Annotated in this window: 16 protein-coding genes and 7 tRNA genes; 6 read left to right on the top strand and 17 right to left on the bottom strand. The window is 67.5% G+C overall.

The window, feature by feature from the left end; all coding sequences use genetic code 11:
- From VDQ83_RS15990 to VDQ83_RS16035, 10 genes are all read right to left on the bottom strand, one after another.
- A tRNA-Asp gene (locus tag VDQ83_RS15990) sits at positions 1–73 on the bottom strand.
- A gap of 27 nt (positions 74–100) precedes the next feature.
- Positions 101–175: transfer RNA gene (locus tag VDQ83_RS15995), tRNA-Val, on the bottom strand.
- 11 nt (positions 176–186) lie between these two features.
- Positions 187–504: an HU family DNA-binding protein gene (locus VDQ83_RS16000; protein ID WP_228320647.1), complete on the bottom strand. Its 318-nt coding sequence runs from the start codon at positions 502–504 to the stop codon at positions 187–189.
- Positions 505–687: 183 nt separating this feature from the next.
- Positions 688–3,159, bottom strand: coding sequence for an endopeptidase La (lon, locus tag VDQ83_RS16005; protein WP_263397464.1), 2,472 nt, complete (start codon positions 3,157–3,159; stop codon positions 688–690).
- Positions 3,160–3,335: 176 nt separating this feature from the next.
- On the bottom strand, positions 3,336–4,622 hold the full coding sequence (gene clpX / locus VDQ83_RS16010; protein WP_003468538.1) for an ATP-dependent Clp protease ATP-binding subunit ClpX: 1,287 nt from the start codon (positions 4,620–4,622) through the stop codon (positions 3,336–3,338).
- A gap of 128 nt (positions 4,623–4,750) precedes the next feature.
- A complete protein-coding gene (gene clpP / locus VDQ83_RS16015; protein WP_145701584.1) occupies positions 4,751–5,377 on the bottom strand; it encodes an ATP-dependent Clp endopeptidase proteolytic subunit ClpP in 627 nt (208 codons plus the stop codon).
- A 137-nt stretch (positions 5,378–5,514) separates the two neighbouring features.
- Positions 5,515–6,810 (bottom strand): trigger factor, encoded by a 1,296-nt coding sequence (tig, locus tag VDQ83_RS16020; RefSeq protein WP_263397463.1) that lies wholly within the window; start codon positions 6,808–6,810, stop codon positions 5,515–5,517.
- 215 nt (positions 6,811–7,025) lie between these two features.
- Positions 7,026–7,110 (bottom strand) — tRNA-Leu (locus tag VDQ83_RS16025).
- A 250-nt stretch (positions 7,111–7,360) separates the two neighbouring features.
- A complete protein-coding gene (locus VDQ83_RS16030; protein WP_455435690.1) occupies positions 7,361–7,966 on the bottom strand; it encodes a winged helix-turn-helix domain-containing protein in 606 nt (201 codons plus the stop codon).
- The gene (locus tag VDQ83_RS16035) at positions 7,963–8,178 is read right to left on the bottom strand and encodes a hypothetical protein (RefSeq protein ID WP_455435691.1); all 216 of its coding nucleotides are present in this window, start codon (positions 8,176–8,178) and stop codon (positions 7,963–7,965) included. Before VDQ83_RS16035 ends, VDQ83_RS16030 begins: the two co-directional genes overlap by 4 nt.
- A 12-nt stretch (positions 8,179–8,190) precedes the next feature.
- Between VDQ83_RS16035 and VDQ83_RS16040 the strand changes: the two genes are divergently transcribed.
- On the top strand, positions 8,191–9,378 hold the full coding sequence (locus VDQ83_RS16040; protein WP_455435692.1) for a S41 family peptidase: 1,188 nt from the start codon (positions 8,191–8,193) through the stop codon (positions 9,376–9,378).
- Positions 9,379–9,473: 95 nt separating this feature from the next.
- On the opposite strand, the gene VDQ83_RS16045 is transcribed toward VDQ83_RS16040, so the two are convergent.
- The 4 genes from VDQ83_RS16045 to VDQ83_RS16060 all read right to left on the bottom strand — a co-directional run bounded on the left by VDQ83_RS16045 (position 9,474) and on the right by VDQ83_RS16060 (position 9,938).
- A tRNA-Lys gene (locus VDQ83_RS16045) sits at positions 9,474–9,549 on the bottom strand.
- A gap of 76 nt (positions 9,550–9,625) precedes the next feature.
- Positions 9,626–9,702: transfer RNA gene (locus VDQ83_RS16050), tRNA-His, on the bottom strand.
- Positions 9,703–9,738: 36 nt separating this feature from the next.
- Positions 9,739–9,815: transfer RNA gene (locus VDQ83_RS16055), tRNA-Arg, on the bottom strand.
- A gap of 46 nt (positions 9,816–9,861) precedes the next feature.
- Positions 9,862–9,938, bottom strand: a tRNA-Pro gene (locus tag VDQ83_RS16060).
- Positions 9,939–10,092: 154 nt separating this feature from the next.
- Between VDQ83_RS16060 and VDQ83_RS16065 the strand changes: the two genes are divergently transcribed.
- A complete protein-coding gene (locus VDQ83_RS16065) occupies positions 10,093–10,869 on the top strand; it encodes a Bax inhibitor-1/YccA family protein (RefSeq protein WP_286038036.1) in 777 nt (258 codons plus the stop codon).
- A gap of 141 nt (positions 10,870–11,010) precedes the next feature.
- Here the strand turns inward: VDQ83_RS16065 and VDQ83_RS16070 are convergent, their stop codons facing one another.
- The 3 genes from VDQ83_RS16070 to grxC all read right to left on the bottom strand — a co-directional run bounded on the left by VDQ83_RS16070 (position 11,011) and on the right by grxC (position 12,919).
- A complete protein-coding gene (locus VDQ83_RS16070; protein WP_263397460.1) occupies positions 11,011–12,018 on the bottom strand; it encodes an isocitrate dehydrogenase in 1,008 nt (335 codons plus the stop codon).
- Positions 12,019–12,194: 176 nt separating this feature from the next.
- Positions 12,195–12,611 carry a carboxymuconolactone decarboxylase family protein gene (locus tag VDQ83_RS16075; protein WP_455435693.1) on the bottom strand — a complete coding sequence of 139 codons (417 nt, stop codon included), beginning with the start codon at positions 12,609–12,611 and terminating at the stop codon, positions 12,195–12,197.
- The gene (grxC, locus tag VDQ83_RS16080; protein ID WP_263397458.1) at positions 12,608–12,919 is read right to left on the bottom strand and encodes a glutaredoxin 3; all 312 of its coding nucleotides are present in this window, start codon (positions 12,917–12,919) and stop codon (positions 12,608–12,610) included. Before grxC ends, VDQ83_RS16075 begins: the two co-directional genes overlap by 4 nt.
- A gap of 155 nt (positions 12,920–13,074) precedes the next feature.
- On the opposite strand from grxC, the gene VDQ83_RS16085 reads away from it, so the two are divergent.
- The 4 genes from VDQ83_RS16085 to ppk1 all read left to right on the top strand — a co-directional run bounded on the left by VDQ83_RS16085 (position 13,075) and on the right by ppk1 (position 18,991).
- Positions 13,075–14,718, top strand: coding sequence for a M48 family metalloprotease (locus VDQ83_RS16085; protein ID WP_263397457.1), 1,644 nt, complete (start codon positions 13,075–13,077; stop codon positions 14,716–14,718).
- An 82-nt stretch (positions 14,719–14,800) separates the two neighbouring features.
- The gene (gene phoB / locus VDQ83_RS16090; protein ID WP_003468516.1) at positions 14,801–15,490 is read left to right on the top strand and encodes a phosphate regulon transcriptional regulator PhoB; all 690 of its coding nucleotides are present in this window, start codon (positions 14,801–14,803) and stop codon (positions 15,488–15,490) included.
- A 67-nt stretch (positions 15,491–15,557) separates the two neighbouring features.
- Positions 15,558–16,883 (top strand): phosphate regulon sensor histidine kinase PhoR, encoded by a 1,326-nt coding sequence (gene phoR / locus VDQ83_RS16095; RefSeq protein ID WP_263397456.1) that lies wholly within the window; start codon positions 15,558–15,560, stop codon positions 16,881–16,883.
- An 11-nt stretch (positions 16,884–16,894) separates the two neighbouring features.
- The gene (gene ppk1 / locus VDQ83_RS16100; RefSeq protein ID WP_455435694.1) at positions 16,895–18,991 is read left to right on the top strand and encodes a polyphosphate kinase 1; all 2,097 of its coding nucleotides are present in this window, start codon (positions 16,895–16,897) and stop codon (positions 18,989–18,991) included.
- Positions 18,992–19,029 lie beyond the last annotated feature (38 nt).

Below are 19,029 nucleotides of genomic sequence, written 5' to 3' on the forward strand. Positions count from 1 at the left end.
GGAGTGGACGGGACTCGAACCCGCGACCTCCGGCGTGACAGGCCAGCATTCTAACCGACTGAACTACCACTCCGCTTCTGAAACTTGTCGCTCGGTGCTCTGGTGGGTGCTGAGGGTTTCGAACCCCCGACCCTCTCCGTGTAAAGGAGACGCTCTACCGCTGAGCTAAGCACCCTAGCGAGTCGATTAGTTTACGGCATCCTTCAGCGCTTTGCCAGCCTTGAAGGTCGGATTCTTCGACGCGGCGATCTTGATCGAGTCGCCGGTCTTCGGGTTGCGGCCGGTGCGCTCGGCACGGTCGCGCACCTGGAAGGTGCCGAAGCCCACGAGGGTCACGCTGTCGCCCTTCTTGAGCGCCTTGGTGACTTCGGATACGAAGGCGTCGACGGCGCGACCGGCTTCGGCCTTGGAGATATCGGCAGCGGCGGCGATAGCGTCGTTCAGTTCGGCTTTATTCATTTCTTGATGACTCCATGTGCGGCAGAAAACCGCGGAATTGAGGATCGGGTGTCGGCTTGGCCTGCCTCGTCCGGGACGAGGCCCCCGATTGATTTTTCACTACCAAGCACGCCCGTTCGCAGTGCTCGCAAGTCGTGCATTTATACCAGCGGCCTCGTACCCGCGCAAGCCGAAAAGCCAGCAACGGCGCGGGTTTGAGCCACTTGGGCGGGTGCGGTTCAGCGCTTTTCAGTGCTTGACGCGCGCGTTCGGGGATGCTTTCGGCTTGGGCTTGCGCCGCACCGGCGCCTGCTCGCCATCGGCGGCGACCTTGGGCTTGAGCGGCGTCTCCAGCGCCAGATCCAGCACTTCGTCGATCCACTTCACCGGCACGATCTTCAGGTCGCGGGTCACGTTGTCCGGGATGTCGGCCAGATCCTTGCGGTTCTCTTCGGGGATGATCACCGTGCGGATGCCGCCGCGCAGCGCCGCCAGCAATTTCTCCTTGAGCCCGCCGATCGCCGAGACGCGGCCGCGCAGCGTGATCTCGCCGGTCATCGCCACGTCGGCCTTGACCGGCACCTTGGTCAGCATCGACACCAGCGAGGTCACCATCGCGATGCCGGCGCTGGGGCCGTCCTTCGGCGTGGCGCCATCGGGCACGTGCAGATGCACGTCGTGCTTCTGCAGGAAGTCGACCTCGATGCCGAGCCGCTCGGCGCGCGAACGCACCACCGACAGCGCCGCCGATGCCGATTCCTTCATCACGTCGCCGAGCTGGCCGGTCAGGATCACCGCGCCCTTGCCCGGGACCAGGGTCGACTCGATCTGCAGCAGGTCGCCGCCGACCTCGGTCCAGGCCAGGCCGGTGACCAGACCGACCTCGTTCTGCTCCTCGGCGCGACCGAAATCGAAGCGGCGCACGCCCAGGTACTTGTCCAGGTTCTTGGAGCCGACACTGACGCGCGCCTTGTCCTTGCGCGCCGCGCCCTTCTTCGCCACCGCCTTCTTGGCGACCTGTGCCTGCGGCCCGGCCAGCGCGATCTCCTTGACCACCTTGCGGCAGATCTTGGCGACCTCGCGCTCGAGGTTGCGCACGCCGGATTCGCGCGTGTAGTAGCGCACGATGTCGCGGATCGCGTCGGCGGCGATCTCCAGCTCGTCGCCCTTCAGGCCGTTGGCCTTCAGCTGCTTGGGCACCAGGTAACGCATGGCGATGGCGAGCTTTTCGTCCTCGGTGTAGCCGGGGATGCGGATCACCTCCATGCGGTCGAGCAGCGGGCCGGGGATGTTGAGCGAGTTGGAGGTCGCCACGAACATCACTTCCGACAGGTCCAGATCCACTTCCAGGTAATGGTCGTTGAATGCGTTGTTCTGCTCGGGGTCGAGCACTTCCAGCAGCGCCGAGGACGGATCGCCACGGAAGTCCATCGACATCTTGTCGATCTCGTCGAGCACGAACAGCGGATTCTTGCTGCCGACCTTGTTGAGGTTCTGCACGATGCGGCCCGGCATCGAGCCGACGTAGGTGCGCCGATGCCCGCGGATTTCGGCCTCGTCGCGCACGCCGCCGAGCGACATGCGCACGAACTTGCGGTTGGTCGCCTTGGCGATCGACTGGCCGAGCGAGGTCTTGCCGACGCCGGGCGGACCGACCAGGCACAGGATCGGGCCCTTCATCTGCTTCACCCGCGACTGCACCGCGAGGTATTCCAGGATGCGGTCCTTGACCTTCTCCAGGCCGTAGTGATCGGCGTCCAGCGTTTCCTGCGCGACCTTCAGGTCCTTGCGCACCTTGCTGCGCTTCTTCCACGGCACGCCCAGCAGCCAATCCAGATAGTTGCGCACGACCGCGGCCTCGGCCGACATCGGCGACATCTGCTTGAGCTTGTTGAGCTCGGCCTTGGCCTTGGTCTCCACCGGCTTGGGCATGCCCGCCTCGGCGATCTTGCGCGCCAGCTCTTCCAGTTCGCCGGGCGCGTCGTCGAGATCGCCCAGCTCCTTCTGGATCGCCTTCATCTGCTCGTTGAGGTAGTACTCGCGCTGGCTCTTCTCCATCTGCGACTTGACCCGGCCGCGGATGCGCTTCTCCAGCTGCTGGACGTCGATCTCGCCGTCGACCAGGCCGACCAGCATCTCCAGGCGCTCGCCCACTTCCAGGGTTTCCAGCAGGCGCTGCTTGTCGGACAGGCGCACGCCGATGTGCGCGGCGATGGTGTCGGCCAGGCGGCCCGGCTCGTCGATGCCCGCCAGCGTCTGCAGCAGCTCCGGCGGCAGCTTGCGGTTGGTCTTGACGTACTGCTCGAACAGCGACATCAGCGAGCGCGCGATCGCCTCGACCTCGCGCTCCTCGCGCGACTCGGCGGCCTCGATCTCGCTGCCTTCGCCCTGCAGCGCGCCGTCGCGTTCGACCACCTTGTCGACGCTGACCCGCGACAGCCCCTCGACCAGCACCTTGATGGTGCCATCGGGCAGCTTCAGCAGTTGCAGGACCTGCGCCAGGGTGCCGACGTTGTACAGATCGGCGGCCACCGGATCGTCGGTCTCGGCGGATTTCTGCGCGACCAGCAGGATGCGCTTGTCGGCCTCCATCGCGTGCTCGAGCGCGCGCATCGACTTGTCGCGGCCGACAAACAGCGGGATGACCATGTGCGGGAAGACCACGACGTCGCGCAACGGCAGGACCGGCAGGTCGAGGACTTCGGATTTGGACTGGGCCATGAGGGTTCCGATGTGGGGTGCGGGAATGCGTAAAAGGCGGGCATAAAAATGCCGATGGCCCCGTTATGGGGCCATCGGCTGGATGATGCAAGGGCAGCGAAAAAGCCCCTTTTCTTTCAACCGCTTAGCCGGCCGCGAAGACCACGGCGGGACAGCGCCGCGGCCTCACCCGAGCCTCACTCGGCGGACGCCACCTTCGGCGCCGGCGGCGGGGTCTGGTAGATCAGGTACGGCTCGGACTTGTGCTCGATCACCGACTCGTCGACCACCACCTTGCTGACGTTTTCCTGCGACGGCAATTCGTACATCGTGTCCAGCAGCACCGACTCGACGATGGTGCGCAGGCCGCGCGCGCCGGTCTTGCGCTTGAGCGCCTTCTTGGCGATGGCCAGCAGCGCGTCGGGCCGGAATTCCAGCTCCACGCCTTCCATCTCGAACAGCTTCTTGAACTGCTTGGTGATCGCGTTCTTCGGCTCGGTCAGGATCCGGATCAGCGCCGGCTCGTCCAGTTCCTCGAGCGTGGCGACCACCGGCAGGCGACCGACGAACTCGGGGATCAGACCGAACTTGATCAGGTCCTCCGGCTCCACTTCCGCCAGGATCTTGCCGACTTCGCGCTTGCGCTCGGAACTCTTCACCTTGGCGCCGAAACCGATGCCGCCGACGTCGTTGGAGCGCTGCTGGATCACCTTGTCCAGGCCGGCGAACGCGCCGCCGCAGATGAACAGGATGTTCTTGGTGTCCACCTGCAGGAATTCCTGCTGCGGATGCTTGCGCCCGCCCTGCGGCGGCACCGAGGCGACCGTGCCTTCGATCAGCTTCAGCAGCGCCTGCTGCACGCCTTCGCCGGACACGTCGCGGGTGATCGACGGGTTCTCGCTCTTGCGCGAGATCTTGTCGATCTCGTCGATGTAGACGATGCCCTGCTGCGCCTTGTCGACGTCGTAGTCGCACTTCTGCAGCAGCTTCTGGATGATGTTCTCCACGTCCTCGCCGACATAGCCGGCTTCGGTCAGCGTGGTCGCATCGGCGATCGTGAACGGCACGTTGAGCAGCCGCGCCAGCGTCTCGGCCAGCAGCGTCTTGCCCGAACCGGTCGGGCCGACCAGCAGGATGTTGGACTTGGCCAGTTCGACTTCGTCGTTCTTCTGGCGACTCTCGATGCGCTTGTAGTGGTTGTACACGGCCACGGCGAGCGTGCGCTTGGCGCGCAGCTGCCCGATCACGTACTGGTCCAGCACCTCGAGGATTTCCTTGGGCTTGGGCAGGCTGCTGCGTGCGGACTGCGCCTTCTCCTCGAGTTCCTCGCGGATGATGTCGTTGCACAGCTCGACACATTCGTCGCAGATGAACACGCTCGGCCCGGCGATCAGCTTACGGACCTCGTGTTGACTCTTGCCGCAGAACGAGCAGTACAGAATCTTGTTGCTGTCGCCGGAACGGCCTTGCCGGTCTTCGCTCATTGCTTCGCTTACCCAGTTACCCCACCCGATGAACGGGGGTTCGATTTCGAGAATAGCACAGGGCCGGGAGGACGCTAGCCCGACCCCGGCCCTGCGGAATACGCTGCGTTTTGCAGTACATGCAAGCCTTATGCCGGCTGAATCGACTCTTCCGGACGGCGCTCCAGCACCTGGTCGACCAGCCCGTAGGTCTGCGCGTCGACGGCGCTCTTGAAGTTGTCGCGCTCGGTGTCGCGGGCGATAGTTTCCAGCGACTGGCCGGTGTGCTTGGCGAGGATTTCGTTCAGGCGCGCGCGCAGGGTCAGGATCTCGCGCGCGTGGATGTCGATGTCGGTGGCCTGGCCCTGGAAGCCGCCCAGCGGCTGGTGGATCATCACCCGCGAATTCGGCAGCGCGTAGCGCTTGCCGGCCGCGCCCGACGCCAGCAGCAGCGCGCCCATCGAAGCGGCCTGGCCGACGCAGATGGTGCTCACGTCCGGCTTGATGTACTGCATGGTGTCGTAGATCGCCATGCCGGCGGTGACCACGCCGCCCGGCGAGTTGATGTAGATGCTGATGTCCTTTTCCGGGTTGTCCGCTTCCAGGAACAGCATCTGCGCCACGATCACGTTGGCCATGTGGTCGTCGATCGGACCGACCAGGAAGATCAGACGCTCCTTCAGCAGGCGCGAATAGATGTCATAGGCGCGCTCGCCGCGGCTGGTCTGCTCGACCACCATCGGAACCAGATTCAAGGCCTTGGTCACATTGTCCACGCGGGAACTCCTGCTCTGTGTGTCGTCCCTGCACGGGGATGTGCAGGGCTTGCATCGTGTCGCGCCCCCGCAATTGCGGAAGCCTGGGATTGCACCTCAACCCACATGCAATATGCGGGCCGCCGCGAAGCGTCGCCTTACTGGCGGATCGCTTCCTGGAACGTCATCGCCTGCTCGGTGTGCTTGGCGCGCTCGGCGATCCAGTCGATCACCTGCTCCTCCATCACACGGCTCTGCAGTCCACCCATCAATTGGGGGTCGTTGCGGTACATCTCAATGACCTGTTCCGGCTCTTCGTAGGTCGAGGCGATCAGGCGCAGCGTCTCCGAGACCCGCTTGGGGTCCAGGCGCAGCTCGTTGCGGCGGGCGACCTCGCCGACCAGCAGGCCGACCAGCACGCGCTTGCGCGCCGCGTCGACGAAGCCCTGGTGGGCGTCGTCCGGCACCTGGCCCGGATCGCGGCCGGAGCGGCGCATCTGTTCCACCTGCTGCGCCAGCATCGAACGCGCTTCGTTCTCGACCAGCCGCGGCGGCATTTCCACCGACGCGTAGGCGGCGATCAGCTGCTCGCCGACCTCGCGGCGCAGCCGGTTCATCAGCGCGCCCTTGAGCTCGCGCTCCAGGTTGATGCGGATGTCCTTGCGGAACTGCTCGGCATCGCCGCTCTTCACGCCGAAGCTCTTGATGAACTCCTTGTCCACCTCCGGCAGCACCGGCGCGGCGACGTCGACCGCCTTCACGTGCACCTGGACCTGCTTGCCGGCGAACTGCGGCACGCGCCAGTCGGCCGGGAAATCGACCGTCAGGGTCTTTTCCTCGTCCTTGGACAGGCCGACCAGGCCCTGCTCGATCGCCGGGAACATGACGCCCGACCCGATCACACTGCTGCCCTTCTCCACGCCCTCGGCGGGCAGGCGCTCGTCGCCGGCCTGCGACCAGGTCTCCAGGGTCACCAGGTCGCCGTCCTGCGCCGGGCGCTCGGCAGGCTGCCAGGTGCGGCGCTGCAGGCGCAGGTTCTCGATCATCTGCTCGATGTCGGCATCGGTGACCTCGGCGGTGTGGCGGACCACTTCCAGCTTGGCCACGTCGATGTCGCCGAAGTCCGGCACCACTTCGAAGGTCGCCACGAACTGCAGCTCGTTGTCGCCGGCGCGGTCGATGCGCGGATTGCCGGCCAGGCGCAGCTCGTGCTCGCGCACCGCCGAATCGAAGGTCTCGCGCAGCAGGCCGTCCAGCGCCTCGGCGCGGATCTGCGGGCCGAAGCGCTGCTCGATCACCTTCGGCGGGATCTTGCCGGGGCGGAAACCCTTGATCCGCGCGGTCCGCGCGACTTCGCGCAGGCGGCCGCCGATATGGGTCTCCAGGCGCTCCTCCGGCAGGGTGAAGGTCAGACGCCGTTCCAGGGTACCGGTGGTTTCGATCGAAGCTTGCATGTGGACTCCTGCCACCGGGAGCCCACGGCTCTCGGCACGATGTAGAGAAATACGGGTTGACGCGGGCACGGGACGGCCGCCGCAGCCGGATAGTTTCGCCTATTCCCGCGGTGCCTGCCAGCGCACCCGGTCGGCCGGCGCCGGCATGGGCCTGGCGCGACGGGCCTGCGGACGGGGCTGCAGGGGGACGGCGGGCCGCGCGAGCGGCGCCGGGATGGTGCGAAAGAGGGGACTCGAACCCCTACGCCTTGCGGCACTGGTACCTAAAACCAGGGCGTCTACCAATTCCGCCACTTTCGCGCTGCGGCGCAGGACGCGCTCGCCTGCGCATTGTTGCAGGCCTGCCGGCAAAGAAAAAGGCACCCGGCGGGCTGGATGCCTCCGGGCGGCTACCGGGATGCGCGGCTCCACATCTGGTGGAGCGCGGGACGCGACGTCGACCGGCTGCGAGCAATACGTTGGGCATGCGCGTCGCGAAGACGGGTCTCGGGTGGCCGACGGATGGGCGCCCCGCCAAACGCCAGCCGCGAGGCGACGTCCCGCCTGCCGTTCAGCGCTTGGGTGCTCGGCGCCGGCCGCGCACCGCCGCCGGCGCGAGCACGAACGCCAGCGACATCGGCCGGTCGCGCGACGGGTCGCGCGGGCGGCTCAACAGGTCGCAGAGCCGCTCCAGCAAGGCATTGGCTTCGGCCAGTTCGGCCGCGTTGAGCCAGCCCTTGTTGCGTGCCGCCCACAGTTGCCGGGCGGGGCCTTCGACCTCGACCCCGGGCTGCTTCAAGGCCGCCTGGAAGTCGCGCTCGGCGACCTGCGCCAGGCCCTTGGCATACGCGGCCAGGGCCACAGCCGCCTGTTCGTCGGCCAGATCGTAGGCCAGGCGCAGCGGTGCGCCGGCGCTGCCCGCGAGCCGGAAGATCCGCTCCCCGGCCGCGCCCTCGCCTTCGCGCACGAGTTCGCTCTCGGCGAGCAGTTGCAGGTGGTAGTAGAGACCGTCCGCCGGCCGCCCCAACTGTTCCGAGAGCTCCGCGACGCTGGCCTCCCCGCCCAGCGACGCCAGCGTATCGACCAGTTCCTGGCGGACCGGCGAGGCGAGAAGACGGATGTGGGCCGGATCACGGATCGCGGCCGCATCGAGCGGCGGTTTGGCTTTCTTTGTCATATTGAAATTTTATGGTATTTTTTCAACACACTTTCCGGAAGGTCTTCATGCCAAGGCTGCCACTGCTCCGAACATGCCTGCTCTTGCTTGCCGCCACGCCAGCGCTGATCGCGCCCGCCCTGGCGGCTGAACGCTACAGCACGCAGCAGCTGCGCGCCGACATCGACGCCCTGGAAGCGGGAATCGCCGCGACCCACCCGCAGCCATCGCATTCGACCGATCCCATGCGGCTGCAGTCCGCGCTCGACGCGCTGCGCCAGCGGGTCGCGACGAGGTTGGACCGCGATGCGGCCTGGCGGGAATTCTCCACACTCAACCCGCTGCTTGCCGATGGTCACTTCTTCGTCGGTTATGCCGACTGGCGCGCGGAGACGGAATGTCATCTGCGCGACGGGGGCGCCCTGTTTCCCTTCGAGGTCACGGTCGATGCGCAGGCGCGGGTGCGGATCCTGTCCGACCTGGGCGGCGCCCCGACCGCCCTCGCCGGCCGCCGGGTCGCGACCATCAACGGCGTTCGCGCGGACGCGGTCGCGCGCGCATTGCTCGCGCACGTGCACGGCGACAGCGCACGCTTCCGCGCCGACCTGCTGTCGCGGCGCTGGTGGTTCTTCTACTGGAAAGTGTACGGCGCACCCGCGACATTCCGGCTGACCCTCGCCGGGCCGCCGCAGGCGCGGCTGCACCAGACCGCAAGCCACGCCCGCCCTTCGATCCTGGTCGGCGAGGACGAGTTCGACCGGCAGTTCGGCTTCGAGCTGCGCCCGGGCGCCGCCGCGGTCATGACCATCCGCACCTTCTCGTGGCCGGAGCCGGCCGCCTTCCTGGAGTTCACACGCCGCGCGTTCCAGCAGATGCAGGCCAGCGGCGCGCGGACGCTGATCATCGACGTGCGGCAGAACGGCGGCGGCGACGATGCGCTGTGGCTGCAAGGGCTGCTGCCCTACATCGCCGATCGCCCCTACCGCTGGGCATCGCGCTACACCAAGAAGGTGATCCGCGCCGACCCGTCGAAACACGAACGGCTGGGCGAGGTGCTGAGCGGCCCCATAGAGACATGGAGCACCCCGCAGACGGCGGACCCGCTGCACTTCGACGGCAAGGTCTATGTACTGGTCGGCCGCGGCACCTATTCCTCGGCGGTGCTGTTCGCCGACACGATGCAGGACTTCGGCTTCGGAACGCTGCTCGGCGAAGGCGCCAGCGTCAGGAGCACGCAGACCGGCGGCGTGCAGAAGATCGTGCTGCCGCACACCGGGCTGGCGCTGTGGGTTCCGCGGCTGCTGCTGGTGCGGCCGTCGGCAGCGGCGACACCGACGCTGCTGACGCCGGACATCGCCATCGACGACGATCCGCTGCGGCCCGACGCGATGGTGCAGGCCGCATTGGCGATCGCGGCGGCGGCGCGGGACTGAGCAAGGCACCGTGCGCGCCCATGCCGTCGCCGGCCGTTCCGCGCGCGGCACATAAAAAAACAGCCACTTGGCTTGCGCTAAGTGGCTGCTTGATTTGGTGGGCCGTCAAGGATTCGAACCTTGGACCTATTGATTAAGAGTCAACTGCTCTACCAACTGAGCTAACGGCCCTGAAACTGAGTCGCGCATTTTATGCGCTTTTTTGCCTCGTTGCAACACCCCGCGAAGCAGCGGGTCACGCGATCAATGGGGTGGCTGAGGGGACTCGAACCCCCGACATCTGGAATCACAATCCAGTACTCTAACCAGCTGAGCTACAGCCACCATTGAACTCTTGCAACACCCTGCCCGGCACCGGTGTGGCGCGCCCGACAGGAATCGAACCTGTAACCGCCGGCTTAGAAGGCCGGTGCTCTATCCGGTTGAGCTACGGGCGCCCGGGGCCGGATTGTCGCATTCCTCTCCGCCGTTTGGACATCGGATTGGTCGGGGTAGAGGGATTCGAACCCCCGACATCCTGCTCCCAAAGCAGGCGCGCTACCAGACTGCGCTATACCCCGGCGGAACATCCCTCGCGGCCGAGGCCGGAAAGGTCGGCTATTGTGGGAACCTCGCGGCCCGGTGTCAACGGCACGCGGCGTCACCGTGGCCTGCGCTATGCTCGGCACTTGCGGCCGATACGGGCCAATCGTCTTTTTTACAGGGAGAAACAGCATGATCCGCAGCGGCAACCCCGCCTTGAAGGAATCCACCTTCCTCGACCTCGGCAGCGGCGCGGTGGTCTCGCGCGACGGCGAGGCGATGACCCTGAACGGCACCATCCACAAGACCGGCGCGTTGCTGCTGTTGACCGTGCTGACGGCGGCGTTCGCCTGGAGCCAGTCGATCTCGATCGACGGCGCCGGCAAAGAAGTGATCGCCCCGGGCATCATCGGCTACGTGCTGGGCGGCGCCATCGGCGGCTTCATCCTGGCCATGATCACCACCTTCAAGAAGACCTGGGCGCCGATCACCGCGCCGCTGTACGCGCTGGTGGAAGGCTTCTTCCTGGGTTCGATCTCGGCGATGTACGAAGTGCGCTTCAACGGCATCGTGCTGCAGGCGGTGCTGCTGACCTTCGGCACCCTGTTCGCGCTGCTGTTCGCGTACCGCAGCGGGCTGATCAAGGCCACCGAGAACTTCAAGCTCGGCGTGGTGGCGGCCACCGGCGGCATCGCACTCGTGTACCTGGCGACCATCGTGCTCGGCTTCTTCAACATCCAGATCCCCTTCATCCACGCCTCCGGCACGGTCGGCATCCTGTTCAGCCTGTTCGTGGTGGTGGTGGCGGCGCTGAACCTGGTGCTGGACTTCGACTTCATCGAGAGCGGCGTGGAACAGGGCGCGCCGAAGTACATGGAGTGGTACGGCGCGTTCGGGCTGATGGTCACCCTGGTGTGGCTGTACATCGAGTTCCTGCGGCTGCTGTCGAAGTTGCAGTCGCGAAATTAAGCCGGGAATCGGGAATCGGGATTGGGGATTCGCAAGAGCGGCTCCCCGCGATCGATGAGCGGAAGTGGCTTCAGACAAACTTCCGAGCAAAAGAAAGGGCGCATCGAGGCGCCCTTTCTTTTTTGCGATCTTCCGGCGCGCTCAGAGGCGGCTGGCGATGGCCTTGGCGAAGCCCATGGTGTTGCCGCTGCCGCCCAGGTCCGGGGTCAGCCCGTCCTTGGCTTCCAGCGTGGCGACGATGGCATTGCGCAGGCGCTCGGCGTTCTGCGGCTGGCCGACGTGGTCCAGCAGCTGCGCCGCGCCCAGCAGCAGCGCGCACGGGTTGGCCTTGCCCTGCCCGGCGATGTCCGGCGCCGAGCCGTGCACGGCCTCGAAGATCGCCGCGTCGACGCCGATGTTGGCGCCCGGCGCCAGACCCAGGCCGCCGACCAGGCCGGCGCACAGGTCCGACAGGATGTCGCCGAACAGGTTGGTGGTGACGATGACGTCGAACTGCTCCGGACGCATCACCAGCTGCATGCAGGCGTTGTCGACGATCATTTCCTGGAATTCGATCTCCGGGTAGTTCGCCGCCACTTCGCGCGCCACCTTCAGGAACAGGCCCGAGGTCGACTTGATGATGTTGGCCTTGTGCACCGCGGTGACCTTCTTGCGGCCGGTCGCCCGCGCCAGGTCGAAGGCATAGCGGACGATGCGCTCGGAGCCCTTGCGGGTCACCTTGGCCATCGACACCGCGGTCTCGCCGTCGGCCGACACTTCCTGGCCTTCGCTCAGGTAGGCGCCTTCGGTGTTCTCGCGCACGGTGATCAGGTCCACGCCGGCGCCGAAGCGCGACTTGGTGTTCGGGAACGACTTGGCCGGGCGCACGTTGGCGTACAGGTCGAACTGGCGGCGCATGGCCACGTTGATCGAGCTGAAGCCCTCGCCCACCGGCGTCGTCAGCGGGCTCTTCAGCGCGATCCTGTTCTTGCGGATCGAGTCCAGGGTGGCGGCCGGCAACAGATCGCCGTGCTTCTCCAGGGCGACCAGGCCGGCGTCGGCGTATTCGTAGGTGAGGCCGGCGTTCAGCGCGTCGAGCACGAACAGCGTGGCGTCCATGATCTCGGGGCCGATGCCATCGCCACGGATGACCGTGATTGTCTGCGTCATAGGATTGCGGTTTCCGTACAGAGGGGGAGCGCGCCGGCCGGAAGCCCGGGCTGCAGGCGCAAGGAGGTTTCACCGGTAATTATGCCCGAAGCCGGTGAAGGCTCCCAAACCGCCGCGGCGCCGAAACGCAGCGCGCCGCCCGCAGGCGGCGCGCATCGGGCCGATCCGGGCGGCGCTCAGGCGTGCGCGTGCTCCGCCGGCGCGGCGGCCGCGCCGTCCTCAAGCTTGTCGAGGAAATCCACCGCCCGGCGCAGGTGCGGGATCACGATCGAGCCGCCCACCACCAGGCCCACCGAGAAGGTCTCGAAGAACTCGTCGCGCTGCACGCCGGCCTCCTTGCACTGGGCCACGTGGTAGCTGATGCAGTCGTCGCAGCGCAGCACCAGCGAGGCGACCAAACCAAGCAGTTCCTTGGTCTTCACGTCCAGCGCGCCGGCCTGGTAGGTCTGGGTGTCGAGCGCGAAGAAGCGCCGCACCACCTGGTTCGGCTCGGCCAGGATGCGCTGGTTCATGCGCTGGCGGAACTCGGTGAACTCGCGCACCCGGTCCTCCTGGCCGTCACCACCTTCGCCGCCGGTCTGCGCAGCGCTCATGCCTGCGCCTCGGGCGCCTGGCCGTCGAGCAGCGGCTGCAGCTTGCCGGCGCGGTGCAGCGCCATCATGTCGTCGTAGCCGCCGACGTGGGTATCGCCGACGAAGATCTGCGGCACGCTGGTGCGCCGCGCCAGGGCCACCATCTTCTCGCGCTCGGCCGGGTCCAGGTCGATGCGTACCTCGGTCCAGCTGCGGCCCTTGCTCTTCAGGAAGTTCTTGGCCGCCACGCAGTACGGACAGATCGCGGTGGAGTACAGGGTGATCGGCGGGCCGCCGGCCTGGCCGGCGTCGGCATGCTGGGTGTCCATGGGAAACTCCGGGCGCTGTAAGTGGTCCAAGCCACTATGGTAGCGGGCGGGTGGATTTTCGAGTCCGCTGCCGCAACACTGCGGATTACCCTGGATTCACCCGTCGTATCCGGAACGCCGCCCGCGGCGCCCTTGCTTTTCTCCTGGAGCCTGCCTTGCGCCCGCTGCCGCTTGCCTTCGCAATTACCCTGGCCACTGCCGCCGCCGTCGCGCCGGCGCAGGAGAACAAGCTCCCGGACATCGGCTCCTCGGCCGGGGAATTGCTGACGCCGGCGCGCCAGGCCGAGTACGGCAAGATGATGCTGGCCGAGCTGCGCAACTACGACTACGTGCTCGAGGACCCGCTGATCGGCGACTGGCTGCAGACCATGGGCACCCGGCTCGGGGCCAACAGCGACCAGCCGCAGCAGAAGTACACCTTCTTCATGCTGCGCGACCGCCAGATCAATGCCTTCGCCACGCTGGGCGGCTACGTCGCGGTCAACGCCGGACTGGTGCTGACCGCCGAGCGCGAGGACGAGGTCGCCGCGGTGCTGTCGCACGAGATCGCGCACATCACCCAGCAGCACGTGCTGCGTGGGGTGGAGCGGGCGCAGCGCGACCAGGTGCCGATCCTGCTCGGCATGCTCGCCGCGGTGGTCGCCGCGCAGCAGGCCGGCGGCCGTTCCAGCGGCGACGCCACCCAGGCGGCGATCGCCAGCGGCCTGGGGCTGATGCAGCAACGCCAGATCGACTACACCCGCTCCAACGAATCGGAAGCCGACCGGCTGGGCATCCGCACCCTGGCGCGCAGCGGCTACGACGTGGATGCGATGGCCGGCTTCTTCGAGCGCATGTCGCTGGCGATGCGCGGCAACCAGGGCGGCTACAGCACCCCCGACTACCTGATGACCCACCCGGTCACCACCACCCGCATCAGCGAGGCGCGGCAGCGCGCCGAGCAGATGAAGAAGAACACCGTGACCCTGACCACCCGCGTGCCCGGCGGCACCTTGCAGGAGCGGGTCGACCCCAACGACGTGTCGCTGAGCCAGCCGCTGGGCGCGCCCAGCAACCCGTTGCTGCCCGGGAGCCTGCAGCTGCCGTTCGACACCTATGCGCGCGGCACCAGCGGCCAGTTCGAATGGGCCCGCGAGCGCCTGCGCGTGCTCAGCGCCAACACGCCGGCCGATGCGGTGCGCGAGTACGAGGGCCTGCGCCAGGGCAGCAAGCAGGGCCTCAGCGATGCCCAGCGCTATGGACTGGCGCTGGCCCGGCTGCGCGGCGGCGGCAGCGCGCTGGACGCGACCAAGACCCTGGAGGAGCTGTTGCAGGCGCACCCGGACAGCTGGTGGTTGGGCCTGGCGGTGGCCGAGGCCGAATCGCGCAACGGCCGCGTCGCGCAGGCCAATCAGCGCTTCGACGGCCTGCTCAAGCGGCTGCCGAGCAACCGCGCGGTGGCGCTGACCTATGCCGCCGCGCTGAACGAGCAGGGCGGCCGTGCCGCCGGCCAGCGCGCGCAGGCGGTGCTGCGGCCATTGCTGGCCGCGGCGGCCGACGATCCGGTGTTCCAGCGCACCTTCGCCCGCGCCTGCGAACTGGCCGGGGACGGCAATCGCGCCGGCGAGGCCTATGCGGAAGCCGCGTATCTGAACGGACGCCCCGAACAGGCGCTGATCCAGTTGAACAACCTGAAGAAGCGCGAGGACCTGGATTACGTGGCGCGCGCCCGCATCGATGCGCGCATTGCGGCGATCACGCCCACGGTGCTGGAGCTGCGCCGCCAGGGCGTGGAGGATCCGGATGTGAAACAACGCTGAAACGCCATACAAGCGCCGTCACTGAATCGTAATAAAACCGTAGTCTACTGGCGACCTCTCCTCCCAGTCCCACGGTGCCGTCGTGCAGAAACGCATCCTGATCGTCGACGACGAACCCGCCATCCGCGACATGGTGGCGTTCGCCCTGCGCAAGGGCGACTTCGAACCGGTCCACGCCGGCGACGCGCGGGAAGCGCAGACCTCCATCGCCGACCGCGTCCCCGACCTGATCCTGCTGGACTGGATGCTGCCCGGCACCAGCGGCCTGGAACTGGCCCGGCGCTGGCGCAAGGACGCGATGACCCGCGAGGTGCCGATCATCATGCTCACCGCGCGCGGCGAGGAAAACGATCGGGTCGGCGGCCTGGAAGCCGGGGTCGACGACTACGTGGTCAAGCCGTTCTCGGCGCGCGAGCTGCTGGCGCGGATCCGCGCGGTGATGCGCCGCACCCGCGACGACGACGAGGACGGCAGCGTCTCGGTCGGCAGCCTACGCATCGACGGCGCCGCGCACCGCGTGTTCGCCGGCGACGCGCCGGTGCCGATCGGCCCCACCGAATACCGCCTGCTGCATTTCTTCATGACCCATCCCGAGCGCGTCTACAGCCGCGCGCAGCTGCTCGACCACGTGTGGGGCGGCAGCGTCTACGTCGAGGAGCGCACCATCGACGTGCACATCCGCCGGCTGCGCAAGACCCTGGAGCCGTTCGCGGTGGAGAACATGGTGCAGACGGTGCGCGGCTCCGGCTATCGCTTCTCCTCGTCCATCTGACTGTCGCCGTCGCCTGCTATAAACGGCGGACGACGAACACGATCCATTGCGACAGAGCGCGCTCCCGATGCCCCGCCACATCCGTTCCGCCTGGTTCAAGACCCTCGGCACCCTGGCCGCGCTGCTGCTGCTGGCGGTGCTGGTCGGCTGGCTCGGCGGCCACGTGTGGATGGCGCTGACCCTGATGTCGCTGGCGGTGATGGGCTGGCACTACTGGCGCCTGCGCCGCGTGCTGCGCCGGCTGACCGCGCGCCAGCGCTGGGAACCGCCGGCCGGTACCGGCGTGTGGAACGAACTGGACCGGCTGCTGTATCGCAGCCAGGCGGAAATGCGCACGCGCAAGCGGCGCCTGCTGGACATGCTGCGCGCCTACCGCGCCGCCGCCGCCGCGCTGCCCGACGCGGTGGTGGTGGTGGACCGCAACAGCCAGCGCATCCAGTGGTTCAACGAGGCCGCGGGCACCCTGCTCGGCCTGCGCCATCCCGGCGACCTCAACGTGCCGGTGGTCGAACGCCTGCAGCCGATGCCGTTGGCGCACTGGCTGGCCGGCGGCCGCAACGCCGAGCCGATGCTGGACACGCCCTCGCCGATCGACGACCGGCTGCGCCTGAACCTGCGCCTGATCCCCTACTCCGACGACTACTGGCTGCTGGTCGCGCGCGACGTCAGCAAGCTGCTGCAGCTGGAGCAGGTGCGCCGCGACTTCGTCGCCAACGTCTCGCACGAACTGCGCACGCCGCTGACCGTGGTGCACGGCTACCTGGACATGCTCGACCCGGAGGATTTCCCCGATTCCGGGCCGATGATCGCCGAGATGCGCAAGCAGTCGCAGCGCATGACCCAACTGGTCGAGGACCTGCTGACCCTGTCGCGACTGGAATCGCAGGAACACGCCAACGAGGAGAGCATCGCGATGGCGCCGATGCTGGCCACGCTGCGCCGCGAGGCCGAGGCGCATAGCCAGGGCCGGCACCGCATCGAAGTGCACGACGAGGCCGATCTGGACCTGGTCGGTTCCAACAAGGAACTGCACAGCGCGTTCTCCAACCTTGTGACCAACGCGGTGCGCTACACCCCCGCCGGCGGCGCGGTCAGCATCACCTTCGCCCGCGAAGGCGACGGCGCGGTGCTGTCGGTGCGCGACAGCGGCTACGGCATTCCGTCGCACCATCTGCCGCGCATCACCGAACGCTTCTACCGCGTCTCCAGCAGCCGCTCGCGCGAAAGCGGCGGCACCGGGCTGGGACTGTCGATCGTCAAGCACGTGCTGGGCTTGCACCAGGCGCGGCTGGACATCGAAAGCGAAGTCGGCAAGGGCAGCACGTTCTCCTGCCACTTCGGCGCCGGACGCGTGCATCCGCGGCACGACCATGCCACCCTGACCTCCGCCTAACGAGTACCGCCATGCCCCGCGCCGCCGCCCTGCCGCCCACGCCGCCACCGGACGTTCCCAGCGACCCGCTGCGCGACCCGTCGTTGTACCTCAACCGCGAACTGTCGCAGCTGGACTTCAATTTCCGCGTGCTGGCGCAGGCGCAGGATCCGAGCGTGCCGCTGCTGGAGCGGCTGCGCTTCCTGTGCATCTCCTGCACCAACCTCGACGAATTCTTCGAGATCCGCGCCGCCACCGTGCGCCATGCGCTGGAATTCGGCTTGCCGCCGGCGCCGGACGGGCTGAGCTCAAGCGCGATCCTCAACACCATCCACGATCGCGCCGCACAGCTGGTCGACCATCAGTACCGCTGCTGGAACGAGGTGCTGCGCCCGGCGCTGAAGGAAGCCGGCATCGGCGTGCTCGGCCGCAACAGCTGGAACGCGCGGCAGAAGCGCTGGCTGCGCGCCTACTTCCGCAACGAGATCATGCCGGTGCTGTCGCCGCTGGGCCTGGACCCGGCGCATCCGTTCCCCAAGATCCTCAACAAGTCGCTGAACATCGTGGTGGTGCTGAAGGGCACCGATGCGTTCGGCCGCGTCGGCCACCTGGCGATCGTGCGCGCGCCGCGCTCGCTGCCGCGCATCATCCAACTGCCGGAAAGCCTGTCCGAAGGCGGGCAGAGCTTCGTGTTCCTGTCCTCGGTGCTGTCCACCTTCGTCGACGAACTGTTCCCGGGCATGGAGGTGATGGGGTCCTACCAGTTCCGCGTGACCCGCAATTCCGAGCTGGTGGTGGACGAGGAGGAAGTGGAGAACCTGGCGCTGGCGTTGCGCGACGAGCTGGTCAACCGCGGCTACCGGCCGGCGGTGCGGTTGGAGATCGCCGCGGACTGCCCGAAGTCGATCATGCGCACGCTGCTGCAGAACTTCGAATTGCCGGAGAACGCGGTCTACCGCATCGACGGCCCGGTCAACCTGAGCCGGGTCAACCAGGTCTACGATCTGGTGCAGCGCCCGGACCTGAAGTACCCGTCGATGAACCCGCGCACGCTGCGCGACAGCGAGGGCATCTTCGAGATCGCCGCAGCCGGCGACGTGCTGCTGCACCATCCGTTCGACGCGTTCACCGCGGTGCTGGACCTGATCAAGCAGGCCGCGGTGGACCCGCAGGTGCTGGCGATCAAGCAGACCCTGTACCGCACCGGCAAGGACTCGGGCATCGTCGATGCGCTGGTGCTGGCCGCGCGCAACGGCAAGGACGTGACCGTGGTGGTCGAACTGCGCGCGCGCTTCGACGAGGAAGCCAACCTGGGCCTGGCCGATCGCCTGCAGGAAGCCGGCGTGCAGGTGGTGTACGGCGTGGTCGGCTACAAGACCCACGCCAAGATGCTGCTGATCGTGCGCCGCGAAGGGCGCAAGCTGCGCCGCTACGTGCACCTGGGTACCGGCAACTACCACAGCGGCACCGCGCGCGCCTACACCGACCTGAGCCTGATCACCGCCGATGCGGACATCTGCAACGACGTGCACCTGCTGTTCCAGCAGCTGTCCGGGCTGGCGCCGAAGATCCGCCTCAAGCGCCTGCTGCAATCGCCGTTCACCCTGCACCCGGGCGTGCTGCACCGGATCGAGCGCGAGACCAAGCTGGCCCTGGCCGGGCGTCCGGGCCGCATCATCGCCAAGATGAACGCGCTCAACGAACCGCAGGTGATCCGCGCGCTGTACGTGGCCTCGCAGGCCGGGGTCAAGATCGACCTGATCGTGCGCGGCGCGTGCACGCTGCGCCCCGGCGTGCCGGGCGTGTCGGACAACATCCGGGTGCGTTCGATCGTCGGCCGCTTCCTCGAGCACAGCCGCGTCTACTGGTTCGGCAACGACGGCGCGCCGGAGCTGTTCTGCGCCAGCGCCGACTGGCTGGAGCGCAACCTGCTGCGCCGGGTCGAGACCTGCTTCCCGATCCTGGACCCGAAGCTGATCCAGCGCATCCATCGCGAAGTGCTGAAGAACTACATGGACGACAACCTCAACGCGTGGGAACTGGACGCCAGCGGCACCTACCGCAAGCTGACGCCGGGCCAGGACCAGCCGCCGCATTCGGCGCAGCTGGCGCTGCTCGACGGGCTCTGAGCCACGCCACCCGCGCGCCGATGGACGGCACCCGCCGT

The organism is Xanthomonas sp. WHRI 7945 (assembly GCF_035026585.1).

What these genes read in the sequence shown, in the direction of transcription:
- lon (WP_263397464.1), bottom strand. Translation starts at nt 3,159, where the DNA reads ATGGCCCAGTCCAAATCCGAAGTCCTCGACCTGCCGGTCCTGCCGTTG.
- VDQ83_RS16040 (WP_455435692.1), top strand. Translation starts at nt 8,191, where the DNA reads ATGCGGCTGCAGTCCGCGCTCGACGCGCTGCGCCAGCGGGTCGCGACG.
- VDQ83_RS16075 (WP_455435693.1), bottom strand. Translation starts at nt 12,611, where the DNA reads ATGAGCGCTGCGCAGACCGGCGGCGAAGGTGGTGACGGCCAGGAGGAC.
- VDQ83_RS16035 (WP_455435691.1), bottom strand. Translation starts at nt 8,178, where the DNA reads ATGCGATGGCTGCGGGTGGGTCGCGGCGATTCCCGCTTCCAGGGCGTC.
- VDQ83_RS16065 (WP_286038036.1), top strand. Translation starts at nt 10,093, where the DNA reads ATGATCCGCAGCGGCAACCCCGCCTTGAAGGAATCCACCTTCCTCGAC.
- tig (WP_263397463.1), bottom strand. Translation starts at nt 6,810, where the DNA reads ATGCAAGCTTCGATCGAAACCACCGGTACCCTGGAACGGCGTCTGACC.
- clpX (WP_003468538.1), bottom strand. Translation starts at nt 4,622, where the DNA reads ATGAGCGAAGACCGGCAAGGCCGTTCCGGCGACAGCAACAAGATTCTG.
- ppk1 (WP_455435694.1), top strand. Translation starts at nt 16,895, where the DNA reads ATGCCCCGCGCCGCCGCCCTGCCGCCCACGCCGCCACCGGACGTTCCC.
- grxC (WP_263397458.1), bottom strand. Translation starts at nt 12,919, where the DNA reads ATGGACACCCAGCATGCCGACGCCGGCCAGGCCGGCGGCCCGCCGATC.
- VDQ83_RS16030 (WP_455435690.1), bottom strand. Translation starts at nt 7,966, where the DNA reads ATGACAAAGAAAGCCAAACCGCCGCTCGATGCGGCCGCGATCCGTGAT.
- phoR (WP_263397456.1), top strand. Translation starts at nt 15,558, where the DNA reads ATGCCCCGCCACATCCGTTCCGCCTGGTTCAAGACCCTCGGCACCCTG.
- VDQ83_RS16070 (WP_263397460.1), bottom strand. Translation starts at nt 12,018, where the DNA reads ATGACGCAGACAATCACGGTCATCCGTGGCGATGGCATCGGCCCCGAG.